Source organism: Rhodococcus sp. BP-241, from assembly GCF_019836145.1.
GTDB lineage: Bacteria > Actinomycetota > Actinomycetes > Mycobacteriales > Mycobacteriaceae > Rhodococcoides.
This window is the reverse complement of record NZ_JABUEI010000003.1, coordinates 496,659-522,674: the sequence shown is the minus strand read 5'-3', so window position 1 is coordinate 522,674 and position 26,016 is coordinate 496,659. Positions and strand designations below refer to the sequence as shown.

29 protein-coding genes and 1 tRNA gene are annotated in these 26,016 nt (G+C 69.0%); 18 read left to right on the top strand and 12 right to left on the bottom strand.

Features of this window, described 5'->3' with window-relative positions; genetic code table 11:
• Nucleotides 1-8: 8 nt before the first annotated feature.
• The 4 genes from glp to HQ308_RS08900 all read left to right on the top strand — a co-directional run bounded on the left by glp (nucleotide 9) and on the right by HQ308_RS08900 (nucleotide 3,057).
• Entirely contained in the window at nucleotides 9-1,265 is a 1,257-nt protein-coding gene (gene glp, locus HQ308_RS08915; protein WP_222646174.1) for a gephyrin-like molybdotransferase Glp, read from the top strand.
• A 31-nt stretch (nucleotides 1,266-1,296) separates the two neighbouring features.
• On the top strand, nucleotides 1,297-1,947 hold the full coding sequence (locus HQ308_RS08910; protein WP_027504111.1) for a GNAT family N-acetyltransferase: 651 nt from the start codon (nucleotides 1,297-1,299) through the stop codon (nucleotides 1,945-1,947).
• Between the two features lie 207 nt (nucleotides 1,948-2,154).
• Entirely contained in the window at nucleotides 2,155-2,919 is a 765-nt protein-coding gene (gene glpR / locus HQ308_RS08905; RefSeq protein ID WP_027504110.1) for a gephyrin-like molybdotransferase receptor GlpR, read from the top strand.
• Between the two features lie 62 nt (nucleotides 2,920-2,981).
• Nucleotides 2,982-3,057 (top strand) — tRNA-Ala (locus HQ308_RS08900).
• Between the two features lie 13 nt (nucleotides 3,058-3,070).
• Here HQ308_RS08900 and HQ308_RS08895 read toward each other — a convergent pair.
• Nucleotides 3,071-3,820: a hypothetical protein gene (locus tag HQ308_RS08895; RefSeq protein ID WP_222646173.1), complete on the bottom strand. Its 750-nt coding sequence runs from the start codon at nucleotides 3,818-3,820 to the stop codon at nucleotides 3,071-3,073.
• 149 nt (nucleotides 3,821-3,969) lie between these two features.
• Here HQ308_RS08895 and HQ308_RS08890 point away from each other — a divergent pair, with 149 nt between their 5' ends.
• From HQ308_RS08890 to HQ308_RS08880, 3 genes are read left to right on the top strand one after another with little or no spacing between them, the layout of a single operon-like run.
• Nucleotides 3,970-5,301, top strand: a complete 1,332-nt coding sequence (locus tag HQ308_RS08890) for an MFS transporter (protein ID WP_222627659.1) — start codon at nucleotides 3,970-3,972, stop codon at nucleotides 5,299-5,301.
• A 44-nt stretch (nucleotides 5,302-5,345) separates the two neighbouring features.
• On the top strand, nucleotides 5,346-6,020 hold the full coding sequence (locus tag HQ308_RS08885) for a response regulator transcription factor (protein ID WP_027504108.1): 675 nt from the start codon (nucleotides 5,346-5,348) through the stop codon (nucleotides 6,018-6,020).
• A complete protein-coding gene (locus HQ308_RS08880; RefSeq protein ID WP_222646172.1) occupies nucleotides 6,017-7,402 on the top strand; it encodes a HAMP domain-containing sensor histidine kinase in 1,386 nt (461 codons plus the stop codon). The genes HQ308_RS08885 and HQ308_RS08880 overlap by 4 nt, the downstream gene beginning before the upstream one ends.
• Here the strand turns inward: HQ308_RS08880 and HQ308_RS08875 are convergent.
• The 5 genes from HQ308_RS08875 to HQ308_RS08855 form a co-directional block, all read right to left on the bottom strand.
• Complete coding sequence (locus HQ308_RS08875) at nucleotides 7,329-8,303, bottom strand: TAXI family TRAP transporter solute-binding subunit (RefSeq protein ID WP_222646171.1); 975 nt, start codon at nucleotides 8,301-8,303, stop codon at nucleotides 7,329-7,331. The genes HQ308_RS08880 and HQ308_RS08875 overlap by 74 nt on opposite strands.
• Before the next feature lie 28 nt (nucleotides 8,304-8,331).
• A complete protein-coding gene (locus tag HQ308_RS08870; RefSeq protein ID WP_222646170.1) occupies nucleotides 8,332-8,826 on the bottom strand; it encodes an SRPBCC family protein in 495 nt (164 codons plus the stop codon).
• Between the two features lie 26 nt (nucleotides 8,827-8,852).
• Nucleotides 8,853-9,887 carry an SDR family oxidoreductase gene (locus HQ308_RS08865; RefSeq protein ID WP_222646169.1) on the bottom strand — a complete coding sequence of 345 codons (1,035 nt, stop codon included), beginning with the start codon at nucleotides 9,885-9,887 and terminating at the stop codon, nucleotides 8,853-8,855.
• Complete coding sequence (locus HQ308_RS08860) at nucleotides 9,884-11,128, bottom strand: aspartate aminotransferase family protein (protein ID WP_222646168.1); 1,245 nt, start codon at nucleotides 11,126-11,128, stop codon at nucleotides 9,884-9,886. Before HQ308_RS08860 ends, HQ308_RS08865 begins: the two co-directional genes overlap by 4 nt.
• A 248-nt stretch (nucleotides 11,129-11,376) precedes the next feature.
• Nucleotides 11,377-11,919, bottom strand: coding sequence for a CGNR zinc finger domain-containing protein (locus HQ308_RS08855; protein WP_027504105.1), 543 nt, complete (start codon nucleotides 11,917-11,919; stop codon nucleotides 11,377-11,379).
• Nucleotides 11,920-11,978: 59 nt separating this feature from the next.
• Here HQ308_RS08855 and HQ308_RS08850 point away from each other — a divergent pair, with 59 nt between their 5' ends.
• The 5 genes from HQ308_RS08850 (at nucleotide 11,979) to HQ308_RS08830 (ending at nucleotide 15,268) form a co-directional block, all read left to right on the top strand.
• Nucleotides 11,979-13,001, top strand: a complete 1,023-nt coding sequence (locus tag HQ308_RS08850; protein ID WP_222646167.1) for a DMT family transporter — start codon at nucleotides 11,979-11,981, stop codon at nucleotides 12,999-13,001.
• 135 nt (nucleotides 13,002-13,136) lie between these two features.
• Entirely contained in the window at nucleotides 13,137-13,604 is a 468-nt protein-coding gene (locus tag HQ308_RS08845; RefSeq protein WP_222646166.1) for an effector binding domain-containing protein, read from the top strand.
• Nucleotides 13,605-13,615: 11 nt separating this feature from the next.
• Entirely contained in the window at nucleotides 13,616-14,038 is a 423-nt protein-coding gene (locus HQ308_RS08840) for an effector binding domain-containing protein (protein WP_162247027.1), read from the top strand.
• A 267-nt stretch (nucleotides 14,039-14,305) separates the two neighbouring features.
• Nucleotides 14,306-15,001 carry a TetR/AcrR family transcriptional regulator gene (locus HQ308_RS08835; RefSeq protein ID WP_051612955.1) on the top strand — a complete coding sequence of 232 codons (696 nt, stop codon included), beginning with the start codon at nucleotides 14,306-14,308 and terminating at the stop codon, nucleotides 14,999-15,001.
• Between the two features lie 84 nt (nucleotides 15,002-15,085).
• Entirely contained in the window at nucleotides 15,086-15,268 is a 183-nt protein-coding gene (locus tag HQ308_RS08830; RefSeq protein ID WP_056447066.1) for a hypothetical protein, read from the top strand.
• A gap of 23 nt (nucleotides 15,269-15,291) precedes the next feature.
• Here HQ308_RS08830 and HQ308_RS08825 read toward each other — a convergent pair whose 3' ends face one another.
• The gene (locus tag HQ308_RS08825; RefSeq protein ID WP_222646165.1) at nucleotides 15,292-16,062 is read right to left on the bottom strand and encodes a ferredoxin reductase; all 771 of its coding nucleotides are present in this window, start codon (nucleotides 16,060-16,062) and stop codon (nucleotides 15,292-15,294) included.
• Nucleotide 16,063: 1 nt separating this feature from the next.
• Nucleotides 16,064-16,663: a sulfite oxidase-like oxidoreductase gene (locus tag HQ308_RS08820; RefSeq protein WP_056447072.1), complete on the bottom strand. Its 600-nt coding sequence runs from the start codon at nucleotides 16,661-16,663 to the stop codon at nucleotides 16,064-16,066.
• Between the two features lie 108 nt (nucleotides 16,664-16,771).
• On the opposite strand from HQ308_RS08820, the gene HQ308_RS08815 reads away from it, so the two are divergent.
• Complete coding sequence (locus tag HQ308_RS08815) at nucleotides 16,772-17,650, top strand: SDR family oxidoreductase (protein WP_222646164.1); 879 nt, start codon at nucleotides 16,772-16,774, stop codon at nucleotides 17,648-17,650.
• Between the two features lie 62 nt (nucleotides 17,651-17,712).
• Nucleotides 17,713-18,927 carry an arginine deiminase gene (gene arcA, locus HQ308_RS08810; RefSeq protein ID WP_222646163.1) on the top strand — a complete coding sequence of 405 codons (1,215 nt, stop codon included), beginning with the start codon at nucleotides 17,713-17,715 and terminating at the stop codon, nucleotides 18,925-18,927.
• A gap of 71 nt (nucleotides 18,928-18,998) precedes the next feature.
• Here arcA and arsC read toward each other — a convergent pair whose 3' ends face one another.
• The gene (gene arsC / locus HQ308_RS08805) at nucleotides 18,999-19,340 is read right to left on the bottom strand and encodes an arsenate reductase (glutaredoxin) (RefSeq protein WP_027504100.1); all 342 of its coding nucleotides are present in this window, start codon (nucleotides 19,338-19,340) and stop codon (nucleotides 18,999-19,001) included.
• Between the two features lie 27 nt (nucleotides 19,341-19,367).
• Here arsC and HQ308_RS08800 point away from each other — a divergent pair, with 27 nt between their 5' ends.
• The 3 genes from HQ308_RS08800 (at nucleotide 19,368) to HQ308_RS08790 (ending at nucleotide 21,987) form a co-directional block, all read left to right on the top strand.
• Nucleotides 19,368-19,727, top strand: a complete 360-nt coding sequence (locus HQ308_RS08800) for a GntR family transcriptional regulator (RefSeq protein ID WP_222646162.1) — start codon at nucleotides 19,368-19,370, stop codon at nucleotides 19,725-19,727.
• A 77-nt stretch (nucleotides 19,728-19,804) separates the two neighbouring features.
• A complete protein-coding gene (locus tag HQ308_RS08795; protein ID WP_027504098.1) occupies nucleotides 19,805-20,239 on the top strand; it encodes a DoxX family protein in 435 nt (144 codons plus the stop codon).
• A gap of 59 nt (nucleotides 20,240-20,298) precedes the next feature.
• Nucleotides 20,299-21,987 (top strand): BCCT family transporter, encoded by a 1,689-nt coding sequence (locus tag HQ308_RS08790; RefSeq protein ID WP_261775861.1) that lies wholly within the window; start codon nucleotides 20,299-20,301, stop codon nucleotides 21,985-21,987.
• 4 nt (nucleotides 21,988-21,991) lie between these two features.
• Here HQ308_RS08790 and HQ308_RS08785 read toward each other — a convergent pair whose 3' ends face one another.
• Entirely contained in the window at nucleotides 21,992-23,458 is a 1,467-nt protein-coding gene (locus tag HQ308_RS08785; protein WP_222629038.1) for a dolichyl-phosphate-mannose--protein mannosyltransferase, read from the bottom strand.
• Between the two features lie 176 nt (nucleotides 23,459-23,634).
• Between HQ308_RS08785 and rsmI the strand changes: the two genes are divergently transcribed.
• Entirely contained in the window at nucleotides 23,635-24,462 is an 828-nt protein-coding gene (rsmI, locus tag HQ308_RS08780) for a 16S rRNA (cytidine(1402)-2'-O)-methyltransferase (protein ID WP_307095321.1), read from the top strand.
• Between the two features lie 16 nt (nucleotides 24,463-24,478).
• Here rsmI and HQ308_RS08775 read toward each other — a convergent pair whose 3' ends face one another.
• Both HQ308_RS08775 and HQ308_RS08770 read right to left on the bottom strand, forming a co-directional pair.
• Nucleotides 24,479-24,907, bottom strand: coding sequence for an SRPBCC family protein (locus HQ308_RS08775; RefSeq protein ID WP_027504095.1), 429 nt, complete (start codon nucleotides 24,905-24,907; stop codon nucleotides 24,479-24,481).
• A gap of 56 nt (nucleotides 24,908-24,963) precedes the next feature.
• Nucleotides 24,964-25,959 carry an alpha/beta hydrolase gene (locus tag HQ308_RS08770; protein ID WP_155956926.1) on the bottom strand — a complete coding sequence of 332 codons (996 nt, stop codon included), beginning with the start codon at nucleotides 25,957-25,959 and terminating at the stop codon, nucleotides 24,964-24,966.
• Nucleotides 25,960-26,016 lie beyond the last annotated feature (57 nt).

Sequence of the window (26,016 nt, the reverse complement as noted above, 5' to 3'; positions counted from 1 at the left end):
AGGTGCGGATGCGCTCGGTTGAGGAGCAGCAGTCGAGAGTGACGGCTGCAGCGGTTGCCCCCCGGCCGGTGCGAGTCGCCATCTCCGAGGCGCAGGGTCTGCTGTGCGCGGAGGAAGTGGTGACCGAGCGCCCGCTGCCCGGGTTCGATCAGGCGGCCATCGACGGTTACGCGGTCCGCAGTGTGGACATCGCTGCAGCGGGGTCGGCCACCGACGACGACGGCGCACCCGTCGACATCTCGCTGCCCGTGGTGGGCGAGGTCGCGGCGGGGTCGCGTCAGCCCATCCGTCTGCAGCCGAGGCAGGCGGTGCGCGTCGACACGGGTGCACCGCTGCCCACCCTCGCGGACGCCGTTCTCCCCGTGGATCGAGCGAAGTTCGCGCGCGGCCGCATCGAGGTGCTCGCACCCGTGCGTTCCGGGGAGTACGTGCGCCGCATCGGTGACGACGTGCAGCCCGGCGACGTCGCCGTGCGGTCCGGGACCATCATCGGCGCAGCGCAGGTCGGTCTCCTCGCAGCCGTGGGCCGTGACAAGGTCCTGGTGCATCCCCGTCCCCGACTCTCGGTCATCTCGATCGGCGGCGAACTCGTCGACATCGAACGCACACCGGGCCAGGGCCAGGTGTACGACGTGAACAGCTACGCCCTCGCTGCCGCGGCGCGGGACGCGGGCGCGGACGTCAACCGCATCGGCATCGTCAGCGGTGACGCGAAGCGGCTGCGCGAGGTGGTGGAAGGGCAGCTCATCCGCTCCGAGATCGTCGTCATCGCCGGAGCCGTCGGCGGCAGCGCGTCCGAGGAGATCCGCGAGGCGCTCGAGGACTTCGGCGACATCGAGGTCGGCCGCGTGGCCATGCACCCCGGATCGGTGCAGGGCTTCGGCCAGCTCGGTCGCGACGAGGTACCCACCTTCCTGTTGCCGTCCAACCCGGTGAGTGCGCTCGTCGTCTTCGAGGTGATGGTGCGGCCGCTCGTGCGCATCGCGCTCGGTCGACGCCAGCCCATGCGCCGCATCGTCACCGCCCGCACCGTCGGACCCATCACGTCCATCGCCGGGCGCCGCGCCTACCTGCGCGGCCAGCTCATGCGGGACGAGGGCACGGGAGACTACCTCGTGCAGGCACTCGGCGGTGCTCCCGGCAGCTCGTCGCACCTGCTGGCGACGCTGGCGGAGGCCAACTGCCTGGTCATGGTCGACCCCGAGGTGACCGAGGTGCGGACCGGCGAAGAGGTCGACGTCGCATTCCTCGCGCAGCGCGGCTGACGCTCCGTCCTCTTCGCTAAGGTTTCGAAGTATGCCGCGATCGTGGTCGAGCCATCCCGGATGGCCGGCGAAGCTGGGACCTCTCGTGGTTCCCGCGGGCGAGGTGACGGTCCGACCGGTACGTTTGCGTGACGCCGCGGTGTGGTCGCGGACCCGCATCGACAACCGCGCGCACCTCGAACCGTGGGAGCCCACCGGTGAGGCGCCGTGGGACATGCGGCACGCGATGTCGTCGTGGCCGCCCCTGTTCTCGAGCCTCAAGGCCGAGGCCAGGCGCGGGATGATGCTGCCCTTCGCCATCGAACTGAACGGCACCTTCGTCGGGCAGCTGACTGTCGGCAACATCGTTCGCGGAGCCCTTCGATCGGCGTGGATCGGCTACTGGGTGGCCAAGGACGTCGGCGGGCAGGGGGTCGCCACGGCAGCACTCGCACTCGGCGTCGACCACTGCTTCTCGTCGGCCGGGCTGCACCGGCTCGAAGCCACCGTGCGGCCGGAAAACGCTGCCAGTCAAGCGGTTCTGCGCAACGTCGGGTTCCGCCAGGAGGGCCTGCTGCAGAGGTACCTCGACGTGGACGGTGCGTGGCGCGACCACATCCTCGTCGCCATGACGGTGGGGGAGACGCCCGGAACGGTGGCGGACGTGCTGGTGCGCAGTGGTCGGGCGGCGTGGGCTCGGTAGTCGCCTCGAGATTCCCGTAGGGCTTCCGTGTTCCCGCGCGTGCTGCAGTGTCCGCGGGAACACGCAAGCACTACGGGAAGTTCGGCCTGTGACTGGAGTGACATGAGTGCACTCGTGTTCGGCGCGTCGCCGTCGGCGGTTCACCGCGCCCCACTACGCTGACGTGCAAGCTCACATGAATGTGATTCACGTCAGGAGGTGGTGGGTGTGCCCAATTCGGTGATCTGGATCGGCCTCGTCGCCATCTGGCTGTTCGTGCTCGTGCCGATGGTGGTCACATCGCGCCCGCGTATCCGCCGCACCACCGACGTCGCGCTCGCGACACGGGTCCTGCACCGGGGCGGAGCGCGGCTCCGCGTCGATCCCGGTCCCGCGGCAGGGCACCGCAGCGACCCCGACTGGCGCCCGTCCGACGACGACCTGCACTCGACCGACTCGCTTTCGGAGGATCCGATGGAGACCCAGCACGGCCACGAGAGCGACGAGCACGTCGACGAGTACTTCTCGGAGGACTTCGTGCCGCAGCGACGCGGCCGCGGCGGCTTCGATCCCGAGGCCGACGCCATCGCCCGCGCCGCCCGCTACGCGTTCCGTCAGCGCACGGTGCTCGGCTCCGTGTTCGTCATCGCGATGTCTGCAGCGCTGGGATTCCTTGCGAGCCCGATCTTCTGGTGGGTCTTCGCCGTCACCATCGTCGGGCTGTCGTCCTACCTGTTCTACCTCCGCCGCCAGGTGCGCATCGAGGAGGACATCCGTCGTCGTCGCATGCAGCGTCTGCAGCGCTCGCGCCTCGGTGTCGAGTCCAGCACCGACCCGGAGCTCAAGCTCACTCCCGAGCGCCTGCGTCGCCCCGGCGCCGTGGTGCTCGAGGTGGACGACGAGGACCCGGCGTTCGACCATCTCGAGCACTACGACGAGCACGTCGGCGACTCCCACCTCGACGTCCGCATGCGCCGCGCAGCGGGGGAGTGACCGGATTTCTGGCAGTCCCGCGGGGCTGCTAGAGTTCGAGACGATCCTGGTTCGCCGGGTCAGGGGCTGTGGCGCAGTTGGTAGCGCGTCTCGTTCGCATCGAGAAGGTCAGGGGTTCGATTCCCCTCAGCTCCACCACGTTCGACGCTCGTCACAGCGCATCGCGGAACTCGTCCAGGAACGGCGACGGCGTCTCCCGTCGGATCCGCCACGACCGCACCAGCCACATCTCGACGAGCTCGGGCCGTACGCGGCCCAGTCTCGCCCACTCGTCGAGCACCTCGCAGTAGCCGAGGTAGCGCCGCACGGTCATGGCCGACACCGAGGGATTGTCCACCCACCCCAGGTGCACGAGTTCCGAGAGCGCCTGCTGGTCGAGGAGTTGCGGGCGGTGCAGCATGTTCTCCGACCCGATCGCCCACACGTACAGGGACATCGGAACGCGCCCGAATCCCGTGGCCCTCGGCCAGCCCGACCAGTCCCGGTGCGGACCGACGTCGATGAGCGCCGGCGCGCGGCGGCACTCGTCCAGTGCCTGCCGAACACCGTGCAGCCGACGGTCGCCGGCCGGCTCCTCGAGGTCCCGCGCATCGGGGAAGCGGCGAGCGCGGTCTCGGTCTCGATGACCGACGAGCCATGCGGCGCAGTGGTAGACGGTGGTCAGATCGCACCCGCTCCCGATGGTCTGCAGATCGCCGCGCCGCAGGAACCCGGTGCCGGTCTCGACGACGTCTCCGTCCAGACCTCGGGCGCGGACCCGCACCGGGATGCGCGCGCTCGTGAGACGACTGTTCCACCAGTCGAGGTCGATCTCCGCGAGATCACCCAGCACGTCGTACTCGTACGAACGGGTGCTGCACCACGCGAGGCACGCTTCGGGTAGCGCCGGCGTCGTCGTCATGTCGACGATGGTGGCAGGTCCCACCGACAGCCTCGATCGGGTTTGCAAAGTGTCTGTAAAGACTGCCCGCAGCCGTGCCTCATATGGCGCCGGTCACACCTAGTGTTCGTTCGGTGCATCCCCTGCACCGGACCGAAAGGTGACCATCCATGGCCACGACAGCCATCCCCGCGGGGCCTCCTTCGACGAAGCGGGCGGTGTTCAACACCATTCGCGGATCACTCGGCAACCTCGTCGAGTGGTACGACGTGTACGTCTACACGGTCTTCGCGTCGTACCTGCAGTCGAGCTTCTTCGCCGACGGTGAGCCCAACGCGGGCATCTACACGATGGGCATCTTCGCGATCACCTTCGTGATGCGCCCGATCGGGTCGTGGTTCTTCGGTCGGTACGCGGACCGGCACGGGCGTCGTCCCGCGCTGGTGTTCAGCATCTCGCTCATGGCGGGCTCGTCTCTGCTCATCGCGCTGACCCCGACGGCCGCGTCCATCGGGTCGGCCGCCGTGGTCATGCTCGTCCTCTGCCGCCTGCTGCAGGGCTTCGCGACGGGTGGCGAGTACGGCACGTCGGCGACGTACATGTCCGAGGCGGCGACGCCGGGGCTGCGCGGATTCTTCTCCTCGTTCCAGTACGTCACCCTGGTGGGCGGTCACGTCCTCGCCCAGGTCACACTGCTGATCCAGCAGAGCGTCCTGACCGACGAACAGATCGCCTCCTTCGGATGGCGCATCGCGTTCGGTATCGGCGCCCTCGGCGCCGTGGTCGTGCTGTTCCTGCGTCGGAGCATGGACGAATCCCTGCAGACCGAGGTCGATGGCAAGCGCAGCGGCTCGATGACCGAACTGTTCACCGCGTATCCGAAGCAGCTGCTCATCTGCTTCCTCGTCACCCTCGGCGGCACCGTCGCGTTCTACACTTACAGCGTCAACGGGCCGCTCATCGTCAAGAGCACCTACGCCGATCAGGGCATGACGGCGACGTGGATCAACCTCGCGGCGCTGGTGCTGCTCATGGTGATCCAGCCACTCGGCGGACTGCTGAGCGACAAGATCGGGCGCAAGCCGCTGCTCGTCGGGTTCGGCATCGCGGGTGTGCTGTGGTCGTGGACCTTCCTGAACCTGCTGCCGCGCGTCGAGACGCCGATGGTGTCCTTCCTGCTGCTCGCCGGCACCTACGTCATCCTCACCGGCTACACCTCGATCAACGCGATCGTGAAGGCGGAACTGTTCCCGGCGCACGTGCGCGCTCTGGGGCTGGGACTCGGCTACGCACTGGCCAATTCGATGTTCGGTGGCACGGCTCCGGTGATCTACGAGGCCGCCAAGGAGAACGATGCGCTCGACGCCTTCGGCATCTACGTCACCATCGCCATCGGTGTCTCGCTCGTCGTGTACGTCTTCGTCCTGAAGAACCGCGCACCGACCTTCCTGGACGCCGAGCAGGCACGCCGAGCGGACAGGAACGAGGCGGCAGTGTCCTGAGGTCCGTGCGTTAGGCTTTCCGCGCCGGACGGGAGGGCCTCACGATGCAGATTCTCGTCGTCGAGGACGACCTCGGAGTCGCCGACGCACTCACACAGTCGCTGCGTCGGCAGGGCTGGGCGGTGCGGCACGCCGCGACCGGGACCGCGGCGCTCGACATGGTGGACGACGCCGATCTCGTCCTGCTCGACATGGGGCTCCCGGATCACGACGGCCTGTGGGTCTGCCGCCGGATCCGGGAGCACTCGTCCGTTCCCATCGTGGCGCTCACGGCGCGGCGCACCGAGGATTCCGTGATCGGCGCTCTGCGTGCGGGTGTCGACGACTACGTCACCAAGCCGTACAGCTTCGCGGTGCTGCTCGCACGGCTGGACGCGGTCGTGCGGCGCAGTGTCGGACGCGTCGCCACCGAGCCGGCCGTCGATCTCGGCTTCGACCTCGCTCGGGACACCCGCGAGGTCACCGCACCCGACGGCTCCGTGCGCACGCTCACCGCGAAGGAATGCGAACTGCTCGTGGCACTCTCCCGCACACCGGACCGCCCCGTGAGCCGCGCCGCGCTCATGGAGGAGGTGTGGGACACGACGTGGGTGGGTGCCTCGCGCACGCTCGACGTCCACGTCGCGTCACTGCGGAACAAGCTGAAGGACGTCGCCCGGATCGAGTCGGTGCGCGGTGTTGGCTATCGACTGGTCGCTCCCGCCGAGCCCGACGCGTGAGGAGACGGCTGCTCGCACTGGCGATCACGTTGACGGCCGCCGTGCTGGCGGCACTCGTCGCGCCGCTCGTGGCCGCCCACGCGGAGGAACGGGCGATCACCATCCACGAACGGCGTCTGGCCGCCGCGACCCGGTTCGCCACCCTGGCCGACAGTGTCGGTGACGCGAGCTCACTGGGACCCGATCTGATGCGGTACGGCGAGGTCACGGAGAGCACCCGCACGTGGATCGTCGACATCGACGGATCGGTGCTCGCACCGGCAGGCTCGGATCTGCCGGCCGACGTGCCGGGTCTGGCGGGCGCGGTACGCGACGCGCTCGCGGGAACACCGACCTCCGCTCCGACTGCGCTGTGGCCGTGGCAGACCGAGCCGTTGATCGTCGCGACGCCCATCGGCCGGGACGCGCAGATCCTCGGTGCCGTCGTCATGCTGGAGGACACGTCGGCCGCGCGGGACAACGTGCAGCGAGCGATGGTGCTCGCCGCGGCGGGCGGCGCCGTCGTCCTCGCGCTCGTCGCCTGGCTCGTGGGAGTGCCACTCGTCGGCTGGGTGGTGCGGCCGGTCGACGATCTGACCACCCGCGTCGAGCAGCTGTCCCGCGGCCGCACTCCGACCGAGGGACGCCACGTCGGGCCTCCCGAACTCCGGCGGCTCGCGGAGTCGTTCGACGACATGGCGGCGAACGTGGAGCACTCCCGGCAGCAGCAGCGCGAACTGGTCGCGGACGTGTCGCACCAGTTGGCCAATCCGCTGACGGCACTGCGGCTCCGGCTCGAGAACCTGGCCGTGGACGATCCGGCCGTCGAACCGGTGCTCGCCGAGACCGAACGCATGGCGCGCTCACTCGACGCGGTGATCGAGATCAGCCGCGCGGGAGGCTTCGACCGGCGCTCCTCCGAGGTGGACGTCGCCCGGCAGCTACGCGAGCGGGTTGCGCTGTGGGCGCCGTTGTTCGAGGATCTGCTCACCGTCCGGGTCGACGTCGACACCGCCCCGGCGTTCCTGGAGGAGGACCTCGTCCCCACGGTCCTCGACGTCCTTCTGGACAACGCGCTGAAGTACGCGGAGGGTCGGTCCGTCGACGTCGCGCTGGAGCAGGCCGGCGACGCGTGGCGAGTGACGGTGCGCGATCACGGTGACGGCGTCAGTGCCGCCGAAGCCGCCGAGCTGGGGCGGCGCTTCCACCGACTCGACCGGCACGCCGGCGTCGAGGGCACCGGACTGGGTCTCGCGATCGTCGTCCTCCGCATCCGCGACGCCGACGGGGACGTGGTCTTCGAACCCGCCGATCCGGGCCTGCGGACGGTCATCTCACTTCCCGCGCGTCTCGATCGCGGAACCACCGCAGCGCCCCCGGATGCAGCGGGACCGGCTGGGTGAACATTCCGGCGGCGACGGTCGGCTGCCGGACGTCGGGCACGGTTCGTGCGATCGCGTCCTGACGGTCGAAGACGACGGACGTGAACCCGTAGGCCGTGTCCTCGCGGAGCGTCGGCGTCGCGATGAGGTACGTCTTCACGCTGACAGTCTGGACGGCGGCGGGCAGACGGTACGGCCCGGCCGGCAGCGGACCGGTGACGTACTGCGGACCCCACGTCGACACGAGTCCCTCGACCAGTCCACCGAGATCCAGCGCGCGGACCGGTGTGCGCGCGCCCAGCTCGACCAGTGCCCGCACCGGGAACCCGCTGACGAAGGCCAGCGCGTCGACGCGTCCGGTGCTCAGCGCCGCCGTCGCCTCGCCGAGCGGTTGCGCGACGAAGTCGACGTCCGCCGTGTCCACTCCTGCTGCGGCCAGGCACCTCTCGGTCACCGACCGGGTACCCGAGTCGGTCTGGCCCGCGCTCAGGCGCACGCCCGCCAGGTCCTGGATTCCCGTGACCGGGGAATCCACCGGGACGAGGATCTGCAGGAAGCTGTCGTAGAGCCGGGCCAGCGCGGTCAGGGGGACCGGGGAGTCGAAGGCCCCTTCGCCGCGCACCGCATCGAGTGCCGTGTCGCCGAGGCAGAACGCGACGTCCGCGCTGCCCGACGAGAGGTCGAGCACGTTTCCCACGGAGCCGCCGGTCACGAGGACCTCCGAGCGCACACCCGGCAGCACCTGCGAGGCCTCTGTGCGCAGAGCCGCGCCGTACTCGTCGAACACCGCACCCACGTTGCCGGTGGCGATGCGCAGTCGGCCGGAAGCGTCCTGCCACCACGTATCTCGGGAACACCCCGCCAGGGCGGCGGCGGCCGCAGCTACGCCGGCCCCGCGGAGGAACTGCCGTCGGCCGAGCACGCGTTCAGCATAGGCCGGGGCCGGTCCGTCAGCGCTGAGTGAGCCGCGACCCGGTCTCGACGGAGACGACGCCCGAGCCGAAGAGCCCGTCGACGATCTGGTGCACGCCGGTGGCCAGTTCCTGTGCGGCGACCGGATTGAGCATGTCGGCCATCGACGGGATGCCGATGTCGACGGCGGCGTCGAAGGCCATCTCGACGGCGCCGTCGCCGGTCTCCCGCACCGCCCACCGGCCGTCGAACGATCCCAGGTCGCCGCTCGACTGCTCGAAGGTGACGGTGCGGCCGGGCACGTCGACGGTGTCCGTCTCGACCCACTGCAGCAGACCGCCGCGGAAGTGGGTCGACCACGACGACGATCGAACGTACCCGGCCGCGTCCCGCGACTCGGGATCCGTCACGGCGATGCGGTCGACCATGGGTACGTGATCGCCGAAGGAGGCGAAGTCGCTGACCCGATCGAACACGTCGTCCGGAGTGACGCCGGTGAGGGTGGCGATCACACTGATGATGCTGGGGGACATGAGAACTCCTCGAATGGAATCGACGGTCAGGCGGACTGCAGGACGGGATAGGCGCCGGGGGAGCGCTCCACCAGATGTCGGGCGGTGAGGCGGGCGGAGCGTTCGATGGTGCCCGCCGTCTGCGCGGGAGGGAGGGGTCCGGACCCGAGCGACGTGGGAAACGGGCTGGTGTTGAACAGGTTCGCGACGGAGGCGAGGAGATTGGCGAACTTCGTCTGCGACGCGGGGTCGAGCAGGTCGAAGAAGGCCGGCTTCCACAGGCGCTGGAACACGTCCGGGTGCAGCCGGCGAGGCGCGTCCACCGCGATCCCGAGGCGGGTGGCCTCGTCGACCAGCACGGCGACGAGCGAGTCGATGTCCAGTGCCGCGGCCCCGCTGGTGACCCACACGTGCTCGCGGTCGTACTGCCGCGGGTGGTTCACCACCGTCGCGATCGACCGTGCGACGACGTCGCACGGCACGAAGTCGTACTGCAGCGCGTCCTCGCACAGGACGACCGGCAACGTCCCGCGCAGGAAGGCGCGCACGAGGGTGTGCAGCCCCTGCAACTCGGAGATCTCACCGGTCTCGGAATCGCCGCACACGATGGACGGGCGGACGATGGTCCAGTCGAGGCCGCTGCTCCGCACGAGATCCTCGCCGTCCCTCTTGCTGGCGATGTACGCACCGGGGTGCATGGTGGCGAGTCCGCCGGTGACGTCCGGGATCACGGGTTGGCCGACGAAGGCGGTGCTGACGTGCACCAGGCGTGCCGACGCGTCCCGGGAGAGCTCCACGATGTGGCGGACTCCGTCGACGTTGACGGCCCGGGTGGACGCGTCGTCGATCCCGAAGTCCACGACGCCGGCGCAGTGCACGACGGTGTCCACGTCGCGGGTGAGGGCGGACCACGTCCGGTCGTCGAGTCCGAGGTGTGGCGCGCGGAGGTCGCCGCGGACAGTGATCCCCGAGTGCTGCACGGCCCGTCGACCTTCCAGCACGACGACGTCGTGGTCCTCGGTGAGGGCGCGGAGCGTCGGCAGTCCGACGACGCCGGAGGCTCCGGTCAGCAGAATCGTCATCGGTGTCCTTTCGAGAACGTCTCGCGCAGTGCGTCGCCGACGGCGGTGAGCATCCAGTCGACATCAGCCTCGGTCATCGTGGCCGGGGGAGTGAAACGCACGACTGGACTGGCGTTCAGGGAGTGGTTGGCCACGACGCGCCGGTCGAGCAGCGCGAGCAGGAAGCGGCCGGCGGTGCCGGCGTCGCCGAAGTCCAGCCCGATGAGCAACCCTCGACCGCGGACCTCCACGGTCCCGAGATCCGCTGTGAGTATGCGCAACTCGTCGAGCAGTCGTCCGCCCGTCCGTGCGGATCGCGCCACCAGCTTCTCGTCGTCGATGACCTCGAGCGCGGCGCACGCGGCCGCCATCCCCAGCGGCGCACCGGAGAAGGTCGACGTGTGGATGCCGAAGTCGATGTCGAAGGCACGGAAGGCGCGCGGTGTCGCGACGGCGGCCGACACGGGAATCACGCCGCCGCCCAGACTCTTTCCCACGAGGACGATGTCGGCGTCGACGGCGTCCCGCTCGCTCTCCCACATCAGGCCGGTGCGTCCGAGGCCGGTCATGATCTCGTCGATCACGAGGAGGGCTCCGCGTTCACGGCACAGTGCCGAGGCGACCGCGAGGTAGTTGCGGGGCGGCAGCACGACCCCGCCCTCGCCCTGCACGGGTTCGAGGACCACGCAGGCGTCGGAGGCGTCGTCGCCGAGTGCGTCCGACAGTGCCTCGACGTCGCCGTACGGAACTGTGGTCGCCGCGGTGAACAGTCGACGGAACGGGTTCTGATACGACGGATTCGCCGTGAGGGCGAGCGCGCCGAGGGTCTTGCCGTGGTAGCCGCGGCTCGCCCCGATCAGGCGATGGTGGCCGGCGCTGCAGGCCATCTTGACGGCGGCTTCGGTGGCCTCGGTTCCGGAGGCGCCGAAGTAGACCTTCGACAGCGGGTCCGGCAGGCGGGCCGCCAGTGCCGCCGCGGCCTCGGCCACCCGAGGTTCGAGCAGGGTGCGGGTGGAGACGGGATGGCGTCCGAGCTGGGCGATCACCGCGTCGACGACGCGGGGATGCCGGGCGCCGAGCAGGAGGGTCCCGTACCCGCCGCAGTTGAGGTACTCGACGTCGTCGGTCGACCACAGTCTGGCTCCGAGCGAGCGGTCCTCGACGATGTCGCCCAGCATGGAGGCCACGCGTGCACGAGACTCGGACAGATGCGCGCGGGTGTGGCTCTGCACCCGCCCGTCGAGGGACGTCGAGATCGACATGGTGTGGCTCCCGAGACGAGGAGAAGCGATGAGGCGTGCGGCCCGGCGGGCCGCCGCGATCACCGACGGTAACCCCGGCTGCAGGTGGCGTCAAAGCCACCGATGAGTCGTATGATGTTGTGCGACAACATATGGCGCGAACCACCGTTATTGAGCGGGGTGGCTACCAGTGGCTGGTCCGGTGACCACGGAATACCTTCAGCTGATCAGGAATTATGCGAATATCGGTTCACCAGGACCGGCCGTCGTCAGATCTTCTTGCGGGCCCGGTACGCGGCGACGTTGGCGCGGTTGCCGCAGTTTCCGGTGTCGCAGTACCGCCTCGATCGGTTGCGGGACAGGTCGACGAGCACCGCGTCGCAGTCCGGTGCGTCGCACAGGCGGAGCCGCTCGAGCTCGTCCGACCGCACCATGTCGGCGAGGGCGACGGCGGTCTCGGCCGTCATGCGATCGGCGAGGGGCGCGTCGTCGTCGCTGACGTGCATGTGCCAGCCCCAGTCGCCGTGGCGGGTGAGGTACGGCCGGGCGTCGGATGCGGCCAGCATCGCGTTGACGACGGGTACGACGGCGTCGGGTTCGCCCGTCTCCCACAGCGCCCGCCAGGCCGGGCGCAGGGCCCGCACGGCGTCGAGTTCCTCCTGTGTGCCGTCGCGGCGCCCCGTCCACTCGTGCTCGTCGAGCATCGACGACAGGGTGCTCACGTCAGGGAGGTGGTCCTCGCCGTTCGCGGCGGTGTTGATCAGCGCCGCCGCCCAGACGAGGGCGGTGCGTGTGTCATGAGCAAAAAGCATTTGACTCCTGACCTTCCGGGTCTCTAGTGTCATGACCAATCTACAGTTACGGTCATGACATGACGGGCGACGTACCCGACGGTGTGGCCGGATCCTCGAAAGGGCCGCTCATGGTGTCCTCCCGTTCCGGTGTCGCGTTCGCCGTGACCTCCGCGATCGCGTTCGGAATGTCGGGCCCGTTCGCGAAGGCGCTCACCGACACCGGGTGGTCGCCCGAGTCCGCGGTGCTCGCTCGCATCGTGGGCGGTGCGGTGATCCTCCTGCCCGTCGTCGTCCTGCTGCGCCGCGGCGCACTCCGCGGGGTGCTCTCGGCTCCCGTCACCGTCGTCGCGTACGGCGTCGTCGCGGTGGCAGGAGCCCAGGTCTGCTTCTTCAATGCGATCCAACACCTCTCGGTGGGTGTCGCACTCATGCTCGAGTACCTCGGGCCGGTCCTGGTGATCGGCTGGATCTGGATCACCACCCGGCGGCGCCCCCGCCCGACGACGATGGCGGGTGTCGCACTCGCGCTCGGCGGTGCGCTGGTCGTGCTCGACGTGTTCGACGGCGCCGTGTTCGATCCTGTCGGCGTGCTCTGGGGACTGTCCGCCGCCGTGTGTCTCGCGTTCTACTTCGTGGTGTCCGCGAAACAGGGTGACGCCGTCGATCCGTTGGTTCTCTCGGCCGCCGGACTGGCGGTGGGCGCCATTGTGGTCGGCGTCGCCGGAATGCTGGGAATGGTTCCGTTGCAGGTGTCGACGAACGACGTCGCTATCGACGGCCGGGCGTGGCCGTGGTGGACTGCCGTCGCAGTGCTCGCCCTGGTCTCCGCAGCCGTCGCGTACGTTTTCGGGATCATGGCGTCCCGCGCTCTCGGGGCATCGACCGCATCGGTGATCGCGCTGGTCGAGGTGCTGTGTGCGGTGGTTGCGGCGTGGCTCCTGCTCGGCGAGACAGTGTCTCTCACTCAAATCGCAGGTGGTGCAGCAATTCTGACGGGAGCCGCCGTGGTGCAGTGGCGATCCGATGCACCGCCGCCCGTGGAGGCGTTGCCGGCCTCGGCAGGAATGGACGGATCTCACGGGGTATCCGTTCTCCCCTGACGCGGCACTGTATGGTGAGGGCGCGTCGTGGTATTCGGCGGGTGGGCACTTCTCCGGGCGGGGTCGCGAGTGCCGGTCCGCCGGAATGTCAGTGACCACCACGCGGACATCGAAGCCGTTGCACGGGAGCCCGTCATGACCATCGAATTCGTCGACCTCGCGGAAACGTGGGTTGCGGGTCTTCCTGTGCGCAGCCCGAAACGGGCGTTGGGCTCTCTCTACGACACCAATCTCGAACGTGCGTGGTCCGGAATCCTGAACCAGGACATCGGTGAACCGCTCGGGTCGGTCTACACCGACTTCGTTCCCGCGATCGGGTCCTACAGCACGCAGATCGTCGGGTACCGCGTCGCGGACGGTGACGTGCGCCGCGGGCACATCGTGGCGCGTGTGCCGGCGGGTCGCTATGCGAAATTCTCAGCAGTCGGCAATTTTCCGCAGGTCCTGACGACGCTGTGGAACGAGATCACCCACGCGGAGGAGATGGGGTCCTTCACTCGCGCCTTCACCGGTGAGTTCGAGGTGTATCCCCACGCGTACAAGATCGAGATGTACGTTCCGGTCGCGACGCCCGGCTCGCGGGGCGTCGGCGGTGCGGGATGACGTTCCGTCTCGTGGCACGTCCGAGCATGGTGTTCGGCGGACTGGTCGTGCCCGGTGTCGATCCCGGACCCGAGGGCAGCGCCAGCGATCTCGTCGTGTTCCTGCGTGAACGTATCCGCGAACGTGAACCGGAGGACGCCGACGTCTACACCGTCTACGTCCCGGATCAGCGTGGTGTCTGCAACGTCGTCGTCGGCGTACCTCGTGGGAACGTCGACGACGTGCCGATCGGCGACGTCTTCGTCACGGTTCCGTCGGGAGCGTTCGCGGTCTTCACGCCGTCGATGACGCTGCCCGACCGGGCGGAGGACGCGTGGGCGCAGGCCGAGGAGGCCATCGCCGACGGCTCGATCGTGCGCGCCGGCGGGGTGGAGTTCGAGTGCCTCTCAGCCGACGGGAACGTCGAGATCTTCGTCGCCGTCTCGCTGCAATGACGTGCGCCGACGTCCGGTGCCGGCGGACGAGAAGTCGGCTCTCGTCGAGATAAAGAACCTACCGACGAGTAGAAGCAGTCGGAGCGGTGCCTGGACTCGCTCGAGCGCTGGTCGTCATTGTGATTTTGTCTCGAGTGCATTTCTGTGGCGGTGTTCGAGTCCAACCTGTGCCTATCATGATCACGCGCAGTAGAAGGGTGTGACACGGGATTCACACCGGCGGTTCGGAGCACCGGTCCGAACGCGCGTGACTAGTGGGGAGTAACAATGGTCAGGCAATTACGTGCAGAGGCAACGCGGTCCGCGGCCCTGCGGGCTGCCGCCGATCTGTTCCTGCGGGTCGGCCACGCCACGGCGACCCTGAGCCAGGTCTCGGCGGAGTCGGGTGTGACCAAGGGCGCGCTGTACTTCCACTTCGCCTCCAAGGAAGAGCTGGCGCGCGCGCTCGTCGACGAGGGTCGTGAGCGTGTCGCGGCCGCCTGCACCGGAATGGTCGACAGCCGTTCTCCCGCACTGGAATCCGTCATCGGGATCACGTATTCCGTTCTCGACCTTGCCAATACCGACAACCTGGTGCGCATCATGTACCGCCTGCAGCTCGAGGTGGACGCACCGGACCCCACGCGGGGGAGCGTCTTCGGGACGTGGCAGAACATCTTCTCGCACCTCTTCGAGCGTGCCATCGAGCACGGTGACGTCATCGACTCGCTGGACGCCGAGACCGCGTCCTGCCTGGTCTCGGAGATGCTCAGTGGCGTGCTGATGGTCGCCGAGGGCACTGCGCGCCTCGACGGTGCCGCCGTGCGCATGGAGCAGGTCTGGCACACCATCCTGCCCTCGCTCGTGCCGCCGGCGAAGCTCCCGTACTTCCGCGAGTTCGCCTCGCGAAGCCTCTCCAGCTTCGTACGCGATCGCTCGGGTGCCGACGCCACCAGCGACACCGGCGTCTCCAGCAATCACTAGCGTTCGGCGCTCTCCCGGCGCACACTGTGATGTGAGACACACGGCATCGTGTGTCGACCGCACGAGTGACGTCGGGAGAGACTCATGGAAGACATCGCCACGCGCGAGCGCACCGACCGCCGCATGTCCGACAACGAGCTGCGCAAGGCCATCCGCGTGCTGCAGTCACGCGCGGACGACGCTCGGAAACGCGGTGACGCCGACGATGCCGCACGCATCGAACGCACTGTCCGCGACTACCAGGACGAGATGACCACCCGCCTCTGAACTCGGCCGGGCGGGGACGGTTGTCAGCTGGGGCCGAAGCGCTCCGTGCGAATGTTCGCCGGTGCATGTCCTCGCTCGACCAGCATGTCCGCGACCGTGTCGACGAAGCTCGTGGGCCCGCAGATATAGCACCGCGGCTCGAACTCGGCGGGCCACCCGTGCGCGTCGAGATCCTCGATCGTGATGCGGCCGAGCGGCCTGCGGGACCCGGTGGGAGCGCGCCGCGTGTAGAGCGTGGTGACGTCGACTCCCGCGGGCGGATGCGCCCACTCGTCGGCGAAGTACACCTCCGCCGGTTCGCGGACCGAGTAGAGCACGCGGAACGGCACCCGGCCGCCGCTCGATCCCGCCGCGGCCTGCGCGCGGACCATCGCGCGGAGCGGAACGATGCCCGAGCCGCCGCCCACCAGCAGGACTGGCGGCGACGGGGTCTCGGTGGGTGTGGACGGCCGCCAGACGAACCACCGGCCGACGGGTCCGCGGATCTCCAATCGGTCGCCCACCTCGACGGCGCCGACGAGGTAGGGGGACACCTCGCCGTCGGAGACGTTCTGCACGGCGATCTCGATGCGCGACGTGCCGTCCGGTGCGGAGGCGAGGGAGTAGCTGCGCTGCGCGCTGTACCCGTCCTCGGCGGTCAGCTTCACGTCGACGTGCTGTCCGGCGAGATGTCCCGGCCAGCCGTCGACGTCGAGCACCAGCGTCGAGGCGGTCGGTGTCTCGCGCCGCACCTCGAGCACGGTCGAGACGAGCCAGGGCCTGGCCCCGACCCCGGCCGTGGATCCGGTGGTCACGTCAGTCGCCCTGGTATCGCTGCTCGCGCCACGGGTCGCCGTAGTCGTGATAGCCGCCGCGCTCCCAGAATCCCTGTTCGTTCTCCTCGGTGAGCTCGATGCGCGAGACCCACTTCGCCGACTTCCAGAAATACAGGTGCGGCACGAGAAGCCGTGCGGGACCGCCGTGTTCGCGTGCGAGCGGCTCTCCGTCGAACTCGGTGACCAGCCAGGCCTTCCCGTCTCGCAGGTCCTCGAGGGGCAGATTGGTGGTGTATCCGTCGAAGCCGTGCACGACGACGTACCCCGCCTCGGTGTCGAGACCGTCCAGCAGCACGTCGAGACTCACGCCGTTCCAGTTGGTGTCGAGCTTCGACCACTTGGTGACGCAGTGGATGTCGACCGTCGGGGTCTCGTGCGGCAGCGCGGCCACCTCGTCCCACGTCCAGGTCCGGGTCTCACCGGTCTCGGACGTGATGGAGAACGACCACGTGTCGGTCGCGACCACGGGCGCGGGCCCGATGGCGAGAACCGGGAAATCATTGGTCAGGTACTGGCCGGGGGGAGTCCGACCGTCGTCGCCGCGCCGGCGGCCCACGAAGCCCTTCGAGATCAACGCCATGGTGGCAGATTCTGCGCCGGTCGTCGGGCCTCTGACAAGTCGGAGCGCGCACACTCGACCGGTAGTGTCGGGCACCACAGCAGGCCGGCGAGGGGGGAGTGCGACGCGATGGTGCAGAGCAGGCTGAGAGGGAGACGTCCGCGACGGTCGTGGACCGACCTGCGCGGGGCGATCGTGCTGGTCACCGGCGCCGCCAGCGGCATCGGTCGCGCCACGGCGATCGAGGCCGCGCGGCGTGGGGCGCGGATGATCGTCACCGACATCGCGGAGGCGGGACTGGCCGCCACGGCCGCCACCATCGCCGAGAACGGCGGCAGCGTCGTCGCCTCGCGTGCGCTCGACGTCTCCGATCACGACGCCGTCGCCTCGTTCGCGGACGCCGTGCACGCCGAGGTGGGCAGCGTCGACGTCGTCATGAACGTGGCCGGGATCTCCGCGTGGGGCACCGTCGAGAACATGGCCCACGAGACGTGGAAGGCGCTGATCGACATCAACCTGATGGGCCCGATCCACGTCACCCAGTGCTTCGTTCCCCCGATGATCGCGGCGGGTCGCGGTGGGTACCTGGTCAACGTGTCGTCGTCGGCCGGCCTGCTCGCGTATCCGTGGCACGCGGCGTACAGCGCCAGCAAGTTCGGCGTGCGCGGCATGTCCGAGGTGTTGCGCTACGACCTCGCCCGGCACGGCATCGACGTCTCGCTCGTGGTCCCCGGGGCGGTGCGGACACCGCTCGTCGAGACGGTGGACATCGCCGGCGTGGATCGCGACGACCCACGCGTGAGAAAGCTGACCGCACGCTTCGAGGCCCACGCCGTGTCGCCCGAGGTGGTCGCGGAGAAGATCCTGACCGGGATGGCGAAGCGGCACTTCCTCGTCTACTCGAGCAACGACATCCGGGTGGGGTACTGGGTGTCGCGCAAGTTCGCGCGCCCCTACGAGATGACCATGCAGGCGGCCAATGACTACTTCTCCCGACTGCTGCGCTGACCTCACGCGCGTGTCGCGGCGGAGCGCGTGCCGAGTCGGCGCTCACGCACTACCGTTCTGGCATGGACGCGACGGCTCCGCTGGGAGCGGATTCCGAGGTGGGAACGCTCCGGACGGTCATGCTGCACCGCCCTGGCGACGAGCTGCGCCGACTCACCCCACGCAACAACGATCAGCTGCTGTTCGACGGGCTGCCGTGGGTGGACCGCGCTCGCGACGAGCACGACGCGTTCGCCGACCTGCTGCGAGGACGCGGTGTCGAGGTCCTCCTGCTCGGTGATCTGCTGACCGAGACCCTGGCCCTCAGCGGTGCCGCACGCGTGCAGGGTGTCGCCGCCGCGGTGGAACCCCGGCGGCTCGGACACGTGCTCGCCCGGGACCTGGCGACCTACCTCCGCGGCCTGCCCGCACCCGAACTGGCGACCGTGCTGATGGCGGGCATGACCTTCGACGAACTGCCGGTCGCGGACGACTCGGGTGTCTCGCTGGTCCGGCGCATGCACCACGGCGGCGACTTCGTCATCGAGCCGCTCCCGAACCTGCTGTTCACCCGCGACTCGTCGTTCTGGATCCAGCAACGCGTCGCGATCACGTCACTGGCGCTGCGGGCCCGCGCTCGGGAGACGTCGCTGACGGATCTGATCTACGCCTTCCATCCACGATTCCTCGGTGTGCGCCGGGCCTACGAGTCGCACACCGCGCCGGTGGAGGGCGGCGACGTGCTGCTGATGTCGCCCGGCGTCGTCGCCGTGGGAGTCGGTGAACGCACCACGCCCGCCGGTGCCGAAGCGCTCGCGCGCAGCCTCTTCGACGACGACCTCGCGCACACCGTGCTCGTGGTGCCCATCGCGCAGGAACGGGCGTCGATGCACCTGGACACCGTGTGCACGATGGTCGACACCGACGCGGTGGTGATGTACCCGATCATCCAGGACACGCTGTCCGCGTTCACGATTCGCCGCGAGGACACCGGTGTGACCATCACCGGCGCGGGCCCGTTCCTCGACGCCGCGGCCGACGCCATGGGTATCGGCAAACTGCGGGTCATCGACACCGGACTCGACAACGTCACCGCCGAACGCGAGCAGTGGGACGACGGGAACAACACGCTCGCACTGGCTCCCGGCGTCGTCGTCGCGTACGAACGCAACGTCGAGACGAACGCGCGCCTCGAAGCGTCGGGCATCGAGGTGCTGCGCATCTCGGGATCGGAACTGGGATCGGGCCGCGGCGGACCCCGCTGCATGTCCTGCCCCGTCGCCCGCGATCCCGTCTGACCTCCGGCCGGCCTCCGGCCTTCCCGCTGATGTCCGGCCGGCCTCCGGCCTTCCCGCTGACCTCCGGCCGGTCAGAGGACCGTGCTCACCGTGGCCGCCGGGCGCGCCAGGACGGTGCCCTTCTCGCCGACCACGAAGGGTCGCTCGATGAGAACCGGATGCGTCAGCATGGCGCGCAGGACCGTCTCGTCGTCGGCATTCGCGAGATCGAGTTCCTTGTACAGTGTCTCGCGCTTGCGCACAGCGGTGCGCGGGGTGAGGCCGGCATCGGAGATGAGGGCTCGCAACGTCGCCTCGTCCGGCGGGGTGGTCAGGTAGGGCACGATGGTCGGCTCCACCCCCGCGTCGCGGATGGCCGCGAGTACGTTGCGGGACGTCGAGCACCGGGGGTTGTGATAGATCGTGACGGACATGGAGCAAGTATGGCGGGAGTGGGACCGATGAGGTTCACGATCGACGGTGCGTCGGGGACGGCGCCGTTCGACCAGGTGCGGTCGCAGATCGTGGCCGCGGTGCGGTCGGGGCAGCTCATCGCGGGATCGAAACTGCCGACGGTGCGAGCTCTCGCGGCGACGCTGGACCTCGCTCCCAACACGGTGGCGAAGGCGTACCGCGAACTCGAGAAGGACGGCGTGATCGAGACCCGGGGGCGGTCGGGCACCTTCGTGGCGGCCGGCGGCGATCCTTCGGCCGGGGCAGTGCAACTCGCGGCCACGGAGTACGTCCGCGCGGCGCGTCGCGCCGGCATCGACGACGAGGTGGCTCTGCGCTACGTGCGGATGGCGCTCGCGGACTCCTGACACCACTTAGGTTGACGCTTCAACTTAAAGTGTGTCATCGTGATCCCGAATCCACCCCGACCCATCAGAGGATCACTGTGAAGACACCTGTCGTCGTTCGAGACATCGCCGCACTCGTCGCGCGCATCGCCCTGGGCGTCGTGTTCGTCGCCCACGGGTGGCAGAAACTGCGTACCAACGGGCTCGATGCCACCACCGCCGGCTTCGAGGGCATGGGCATTCCGGCCCCGCAGGTGTCGGCGTACTTCGCCACCTTCGTCGAGCTCATCGGTGGAGCCGCTCTGATCCTGGGCGTGCTGACGTCCGTCGCGGCTCTGCTGCTGGTCGTCGACATGGTCGGCGCGCTCGTCTTCGTGCACCTCGACAAGGGCGTGTTCGTCGGCGAGGGCGGCTGGGAACTGGTCGTCGCACTCGGCGCCGGAGCGCTACTCCTCGCGGCAGTCGGCTCGGGCACGTACAGTGTCGACCGCGCATTCCGCCGTCCGAAGTCACGTGCACGCGTATCGTCCTGACCTGCAAAAACAGTCTGTGAACTTGCACCGGGGCGTCGAGGCGAGCAACGTGACGTCTCATGACATCGCGTATGGACACGGACACAGGACCGGCTGACACCCCACGCGATGATGCCGCGGACGTTCCCTCGTCCGCGGCATCTGCCGTGCTGCCCACCTCCGCGCACCCCGATGCGCAGGACCCCGGGTCGCAGGAACCGGCGCCGCGGCGCGCCACCCTCGACCCCGTGGTGTTCGGCGTCGCGGCAGCCGTCGTCACGGGCATCATCGTCTGGGGACTGGCCGGACCGACGAGCCTCGAGAACGTGACGTCCTCGATGCTGGACTGGCTCGTCACCAACATGGGCTGGCTGTTCATCATCTCCGCCACCGGTTTCGTGCTCTTCTGCATCTACCTGGCGATGTCGAAGTACGGACGTATCCCGCTCGGCAAGGACGGGGAGAAGCCGGAGTTCAAGACCGTCAGCTGGATCGCCATGATGTTCAGCGCCGGCATGGGCATCGGGTTGATGTTCTACGGCGTCTCCGAGCCGCTGACGCACTTCGTCACGCCGCCGCCCGGCACCGACAGCAGTGTCGGAACGGCCATGGCCACCACGATGTTCCACTGGAGCCTGCATCCGTGGTCCATCTACGCCGTCATGGGTCTCGCCGTCGCGTACAGCACCTACCGCCGCGGCCGTCGTCAGCTCATCAGCTCCGCCTTCCTCCCGCTCCTCGGTCGCCGCGCCGAGGGCCCGATCGGCAAGGTCATCGACATCCTCGCCATCTTCGCGACGCTGTTCGGTACCGCCGCCTCCCTCGGACTCGGTGCTCTGCAGATCGGTTCGGGTGTCGAGGTCATCGGCTGGCTCGGTGAGGCCGGCACGCTCCTGCTCGTCGCCATCGTCGCGCTGTTGACCCTCGCCTTCGTCGCGTCCGCGGTCTCCGGCGTCGCCAAGGGCATCCAGTGGCTGTCCAACATCAACATGGTGCTGGCACTCGTCCTCGCACTCTTCGTGTTCGTGCTGGGCCCGACGGTGTTGATCCTCAACCTGATTCCCACCACCATCGGCGACTACGCGAGCCAGCTGTTCCACATGTCGGCTCGCTCGGCGGCGTCGTCCGATCCGGAGACCGCGTCGTGGCTGTCGTCGTGGACGATCTTCTACTGGGCCTGGTGGGTCTCCTGGACCCCCTTCGTCGGCATGTTCCTCGCCCGCATCAGCCGTGGCCGCACCGTTCGTGAGTTCATCATCGGTGTCATCGTGATCCCGAGTGCCGTGAGCCTGGTGTGGTTCTCGATCTTCGGCGGAGCCGGTATCGGCGAACAGCGCGACGGCATCGACCTGGCCGCGCGCGGCAGCAGCGAGTCTCAGCTGTTCGGCATGCTCGAGAACCTGCCGCTCTTCGGACTGTCCACGATCGTCGTGATGATTCTCGTGGCCGTCTTCTTCGTCTCCGGTGCCGACGCGGCGTCCATGGTCATGGGCACCCTCAGTCAGCGCGGAACCCTCGAGCCCAGCCGCTGGGTCGTCGTGTTCTGGGGAGCCATCACCGGTGGCACCGCCGCGATCATCCTGTGGACGGGCGGCGCGGACGCGCTCAACGGCTTGCAGACCATGACAATCATCGCCGCGGCGCCGTTCGTGCTGGTCATGATCGGGCTGTCGGTGTCGCTCTACCGCGACCTGTCGCACGATCCACTGGTGCTCACGCAACGTCGTCGACGTCTCCGGCTGACGAAGGCCGGGCGCACCGAGCTCTGAGCGGTCAGCGCCAGCTCGGCAACCAGAGCTGCTGCTGCCACGTCTCCTGACTGATGGGCAGACCCGTGAGGATCGGCCAGAGCCACACGAAGTTGGCGATCACCACGGCGACGTACAGCGAGACCAGCAGCAGACCGAGCGTGCGGCGCTCGCGACCCTGCCCACCGCGGAGTCCTCGCCCGAGGATGTCGCCGAGGACCAGGGTGACGCCCATGACGAGGAAGGGCGCGAGCGCCGCGGCGTAGAAGAAGTACATCTGACGGTCGAGGGTCAGGAACCACGGCAGGATGCCGGCGCCGTAGCCGACGAGCACGGCGGCGTAGCGCCAGTCGCGGCGGGCCACGGTGCTCCACAGCGCCCAGCCGAGCATCGGGAACGCGACCCACCACAGAGCAGGCGTGCCGATGAGCATGACGGCCTTGACGCAGTTGCCGCCCGTCGAACAACCGGTGATCTGCTGCCCGTCGGCGAAGTAGTAGAGCATCGGCCGCAGACCCATCGGCCACGTCCACGGCTTGGACTCCCACGGGTGGCGGTTACCGGCCGAGTTGGTCAGTCCGGCGTGGAAGTCGAGGACGTTGCCGCTGTAGTACCAGAGCGAGCGCAGAGCGGCGGGCACGAACGAGAACGGTCCGCCCGTCCCGATGTCGGTGCCCACGGCGTTGCGGTCGACGCCGGTCTCACTCGCGAACCAGCCGGCGTAGGTGGCCAGATAGACGACGAGCGGAATCGCCACCAGCGCGTACAGCGCGGGTCCGACGTCGCGCACGGCGGTGCCGACCCACGGCCGGGTGACCCCGTACTGGCGACGCGCCGCGACGTCGAAGGCGACGCTGAGCAGTCCGAAGAACGCGACGAAGTAGATACCCGACCACTTCGTTCCGCACGCCAGACCGAGCAGGAGTCCGCCGCCGAACCGCCACCAGCGGACGCCGAGACGCGGGCCCCACGTGGTCATCTCCATGCGGCCCTCGACGGCGACCCGGTGCAACCGCTCACGGACGTCGTCGCGGTCGCGGACCAGAGCGCCGAACGCGGCGACGACGAACACCACCATGAAGATGTCGAGCATGCCGACTCGGGACGTCACGAACGTGACGCCGTCCACGATCATGAGGATCCCGGCGATCGCGCCCAGCAGCGTCGAGCGCGTCATGCGGCGAACGATGCGGACGACGAGGAGAACGAGGATCACACCGAAGACGGCCGACGACAGCCGCCAACCCCATCCGGTGTAGCCGAACAGTGCCTCGCCGACGGCGATCAGCTGCTTGCCGACGGGCGGGTGGACGACGAGGCCGTAGGCCGGGTTGTCCTCGACGCCGCCGCCGGTGAGCACCTGGTAGCCCTGCGGGGCGTAGTGCTTCTCGTCGAACACCGGGGTGCCGGCGTCGGTCGGATAGCCGAGCATCGTGAAGCGGGTGACGGCCGCGAGGACCGTGAGGACCGCGGTGACGATCCATCCGCGCATGCGGTCGGTGGGCCCGAACACTGCGGGCGGGAGAGCGGGGCGCGGCGCGGTGAGGTACTCGTCGGAACCGTCGCGACCGGTGGGGATACGCGCGGTCACGAGGGTCACGATTCGATCGTAGGCTAGATGCCGACGGCGACCGCGGTCGTGACCGACGAGCGAGATGAGGACGACGCGTGCTGGTACTCGGTGCGACACCGATGGGGGACCCCGCAGACGCGTCGCCCCGACTGCGCGACGCACTGGCCACGGCCGATGTCGTCGCGGCGGAGGACACGCGTCGCACGAAGACCTTGGCCACGGCACTCGGGGTGCAGATCACCGGTCGCGTCGTCAGTTTCTACGACCAGGTCGAGGTCGATCGGGTTCCCCTGCTGCTCGCCGAGATGCGCGAGGGGCGGCGGGTCCTGCTGGTCACCGACGCCGGTATGCCCTCCGTGAGCGACCCGGGTTACCGACTGGTGGCCGCGTGCGCAGAGGCGGGGATCGGCGTGACCTGCCTGCCCGGGCCGTCCGCCGTGACCACCGCACTGGCCCTGTCGGGGTTGCCGGTGGAGCGCTTTTGCTTCGACGGATTCGCCCCTCGCAAGCGTGGTCCCCGGCAGGCGTGGATGCGCACGCTGACGACGGAGAGCCGCGCCGTCGTGTTCTTCGAGGCCCCGCACCGCATCGCGGACTGCCTCGCCGACGCGTCCGAGGTACTCGGCCCCGATCGGCGCGCCGCGGTGTGCCGGGAATTGACCAAGACCTACGAGGAAGTGAAGCGAGGGACGCTGGGGGAGTTGGCCGCGTGGGCCGCCGACGGCGTGCGCGGCGAGATCACGGTTGTCCTGGCCGGAGCCGAGCCCGTCAGTGCGGATCCCGCCGACCTCGTCGCGGAGGTGGAGGATCTCGTGTCCGCCGGACTCGGCCTCAAGGACGCGTGCGCACGGGTGGCCACCACGACGGCGGCGGACGTGTCCAAGCGTGCGCTCTACGAAGCGGTGCTGGCCGCGCGCGGCTGACGCCGACGCCGCGACGTCAGCCGACGACCTGCTGGCGCAGTCCGTCGGTCGCCGTCTCGAGGACGGACTTGGTCCCGCGCTTGACGATGAATCCCGGCACGGGGATCTTCGGGTCGAGCGTGATCTCGAACTCGAGGTGGGTGCCCTTGTCGGTCTCGCTGAGGCGGTACTCCGCGTGCTGCGACTTCTGCTGGGTGCTCTCGACGACGTCCCACGCCACCGACATGTCGGACCACGTGAAGCGCAGCACCTGCTCGTCGGTGAATCCCATGACGGCGACGGTCATCTCGGCGAGGACGGGACGACCCTGATCGTCACGCTCGCGCACCGAGACCTTCTTGTGGATCGACGACCAGGCCGGCAGACCCTCGAGGTCCGCGATGACCGCGAGCACGTCGGCCGGTGGTGCCTCGATCTCGACTTCTCTGTTTCCGCTGACAGCCATGGCGTGAATGTAACCGACCGTCCACACCTACAGGGCGGTTTGGGTCGGTGTCGTGATCATGTCCCGGTGCCGGCCAGGGGAACTGTGCCGCGGCGGACCTGCTCGTCGACGAAGACGGCGATCTCCGAGATCGCCCGCGCCGACTCGGGAACGAAGTCCGCGGCGTGGAACACGTGCACCTGGTCCTGCCACACCTGGAGACGGCACTCGATTCCGGCGTCAGCCAGGCGCTCCGCCATCAGTTCCGAGTCGGCGTAGACCATCTCGGTGGATCCGACCTGGATCAGGACCGGCGGGAGGGCGGACAGGTCCGCGTCGACGGGACAGACGCGGGGACCACGCTTGCCGTCCACGACGATGCGGGCCTCGACCTCGTCCGCCAGCTCGGTGAGCGCCGGCACGGCGCCCTTGGGGAAGACCGAGCACAGGGACGCGTTGGGATGCAACATCTTCCGCGTCGGATCGAGATCGGTGAGCGGAGACAGGGCGATGATGCCGCCCGCGGGCGGCAGACCCTGGCTCTGCAGGGCGAGCGCCACCATGAAGGCCAGGTAACCGCCGGCGGAGTCACCGGCGATGAAGATCTGTTCGGGCAGGTACCCCGCGTCGAGCAGGTAGCGGAAGCCGTCGACCCCGTCCTCCACCGCGTGCGAGATGGGGTTGCGCGGCATCATCCGGTAGTCGACCGACAGCACGTCGGCACCGGTGGACTGGGCGATGCGCGAGACGAGCCGGCGGTGGCTGTTGAGGCCGCACACCACGAACGCGCCGCCGTGGAGATACAGGATCACGCGATCGCGGTCCGCGCGGCGGGTCGGTCGCTCGGACCTGCCGTCGGCACCGACACGACGCGGGCTGTCCGTGCGGACCCACTCGGCCCGGCACTCGTCGAGCCGCACGGGCGCGACGGTGGTGTCACCCACGGGTGGGAGGAGTCGGCCGGCCTGGTCGACCATCGACATGGGCCACGGCAGGCTGTGGGTCCGGGCCCACACGCCCAGGAAGGGACGGACCGTGCGGCGCAGGTACGCGGCGAGAAGCTTGGACTGCATGCTGCCGCCCTCGAACTCCTGGCGGTCCACGGCGGTGCCGACGCCGAGGGCGCGTCG

Coding starts and splice junctions, on each gene's coding strand:
- HQ308_RS08800 (WP_222646162.1), top strand. CDS start 19,368: ATGAGGTTCACGATCGACGGTGCGTCGGGGACGGCGCCGTTCGACCAG.
- HQ308_RS08815 (WP_222646164.1), top strand. CDS start 16,772: ATGGTGCAGAGCAGGCTGAGAGGGAGACGTCCGCGACGGTCGTGGACC.
- HQ308_RS08870 (WP_222646170.1), bottom strand. CDS start 8,826: ATGTCCCCCAGCATCATCAGTGTGATCGCCACCCTCACCGGCGTCACT.
- HQ308_RS08855 (WP_027504105.1), bottom strand. CDS start 11,919: ATGCTTTTTGCTCATGACACACGCACCGCCCTCGTCTGGGCGGCGGCG.
- HQ308_RS08835 (WP_051612955.1), top strand. CDS start 14,306: ATGGTCAGGCAATTACGTGCAGAGGCAACGCGGTCCGCGGCCCTGCGG.
- arcA (WP_222646163.1), top strand. CDS start 17,713: ATGGACGCGACGGCTCCGCTGGGAGCGGATTCCGAGGTGGGAACGCTC.
- HQ308_RS08845 (WP_222646166.1), top strand. CDS start 13,137: ATGACCATCGAATTCGTCGACCTCGCGGAAACGTGGGTTGCGGGTCTT.
- arsC (WP_027504100.1), bottom strand. CDS start 19,340: ATGTCCGTCACGATCTATCACAACCCCCGGTGCTCGACGTCCCGCAAC.
- HQ308_RS08890 (WP_222627659.1), top strand. CDS start 3,970: ATGGCCACGACAGCCATCCCCGCGGGGCCTCCTTCGACGAAGCGGGCG.
- HQ308_RS08865 (WP_222646169.1), bottom strand. CDS start 9,887: ATGACGATTCTGCTGACCGGAGCCTCCGGCGTCGTCGGACTGCCGACG.
- HQ308_RS08860 (WP_222646168.1), bottom strand. CDS start 11,128: ATGTCGATCTCGACGTCCCTCGACGGGCGGGTGCAGAGCCACACCCGC.
- HQ308_RS08770 (WP_155956926.1), bottom strand. CDS start 25,959: ATGCAGTCCAAGCTTCTCGCCGCGTACCTGCGCCGCACGGTCCGTCCC.
- HQ308_RS08820 (WP_056447072.1), bottom strand. CDS start 16,663: ATGGCGTTGATCTCGAAGGGCTTCGTGGGCCGCCGGCGCGGCGACGAC.
- HQ308_RS08885 (WP_027504108.1), top strand. CDS start 5,346: ATGCAGATTCTCGTCGTCGAGGACGACCTCGGAGTCGCCGACGCACTC.
- HQ308_RS08775 (WP_027504095.1), bottom strand. CDS start 24,907: ATGGCTGTCAGCGGAAACAGAGAAGTCGAGATCGAGGCACCACCGGCC.
- HQ308_RS08850 (WP_222646167.1), top strand. CDS start 11,979: ATGACGGGCGACGTACCCGACGGTGTGGCCGGATCCTCGAAAGGGCCG.
- HQ308_RS08910 (WP_027504111.1), top strand. CDS start 1,297: ATGCCGCGATCGTGGTCGAGCCATCCCGGATGGCCGGCGAAGCTGGGA.
- HQ308_RS08785 (WP_222629038.1), bottom strand. CDS start 23,458: ATGCGCGGATGGATCGTCACCGCGGTCCTCACGGTCCTCGCGGCCGTC.
- HQ308_RS08790 (WP_261775861.1), top strand. CDS start 20,299: ATGACATCGCGTATGGACACGGACACAGGACCGGCTGACACCCCACGC.
- glp (WP_222646174.1), top strand. CDS start 9: ATGCGCTCGGTTGAGGAGCAGCAGTCGAGAGTGACGGCTGCAGCGGTT.
- HQ308_RS08895 (WP_222646173.1), bottom strand. CDS start 3,820: ATGACGACGACGCCGGCGCTACCCGAAGCGTGCCTCGCGTGGTGCAGC.
- HQ308_RS08830 (WP_056447066.1), top strand. CDS start 15,086: ATGGAAGACATCGCCACGCGCGAGCGCACCGACCGCCGCATGTCCGAC.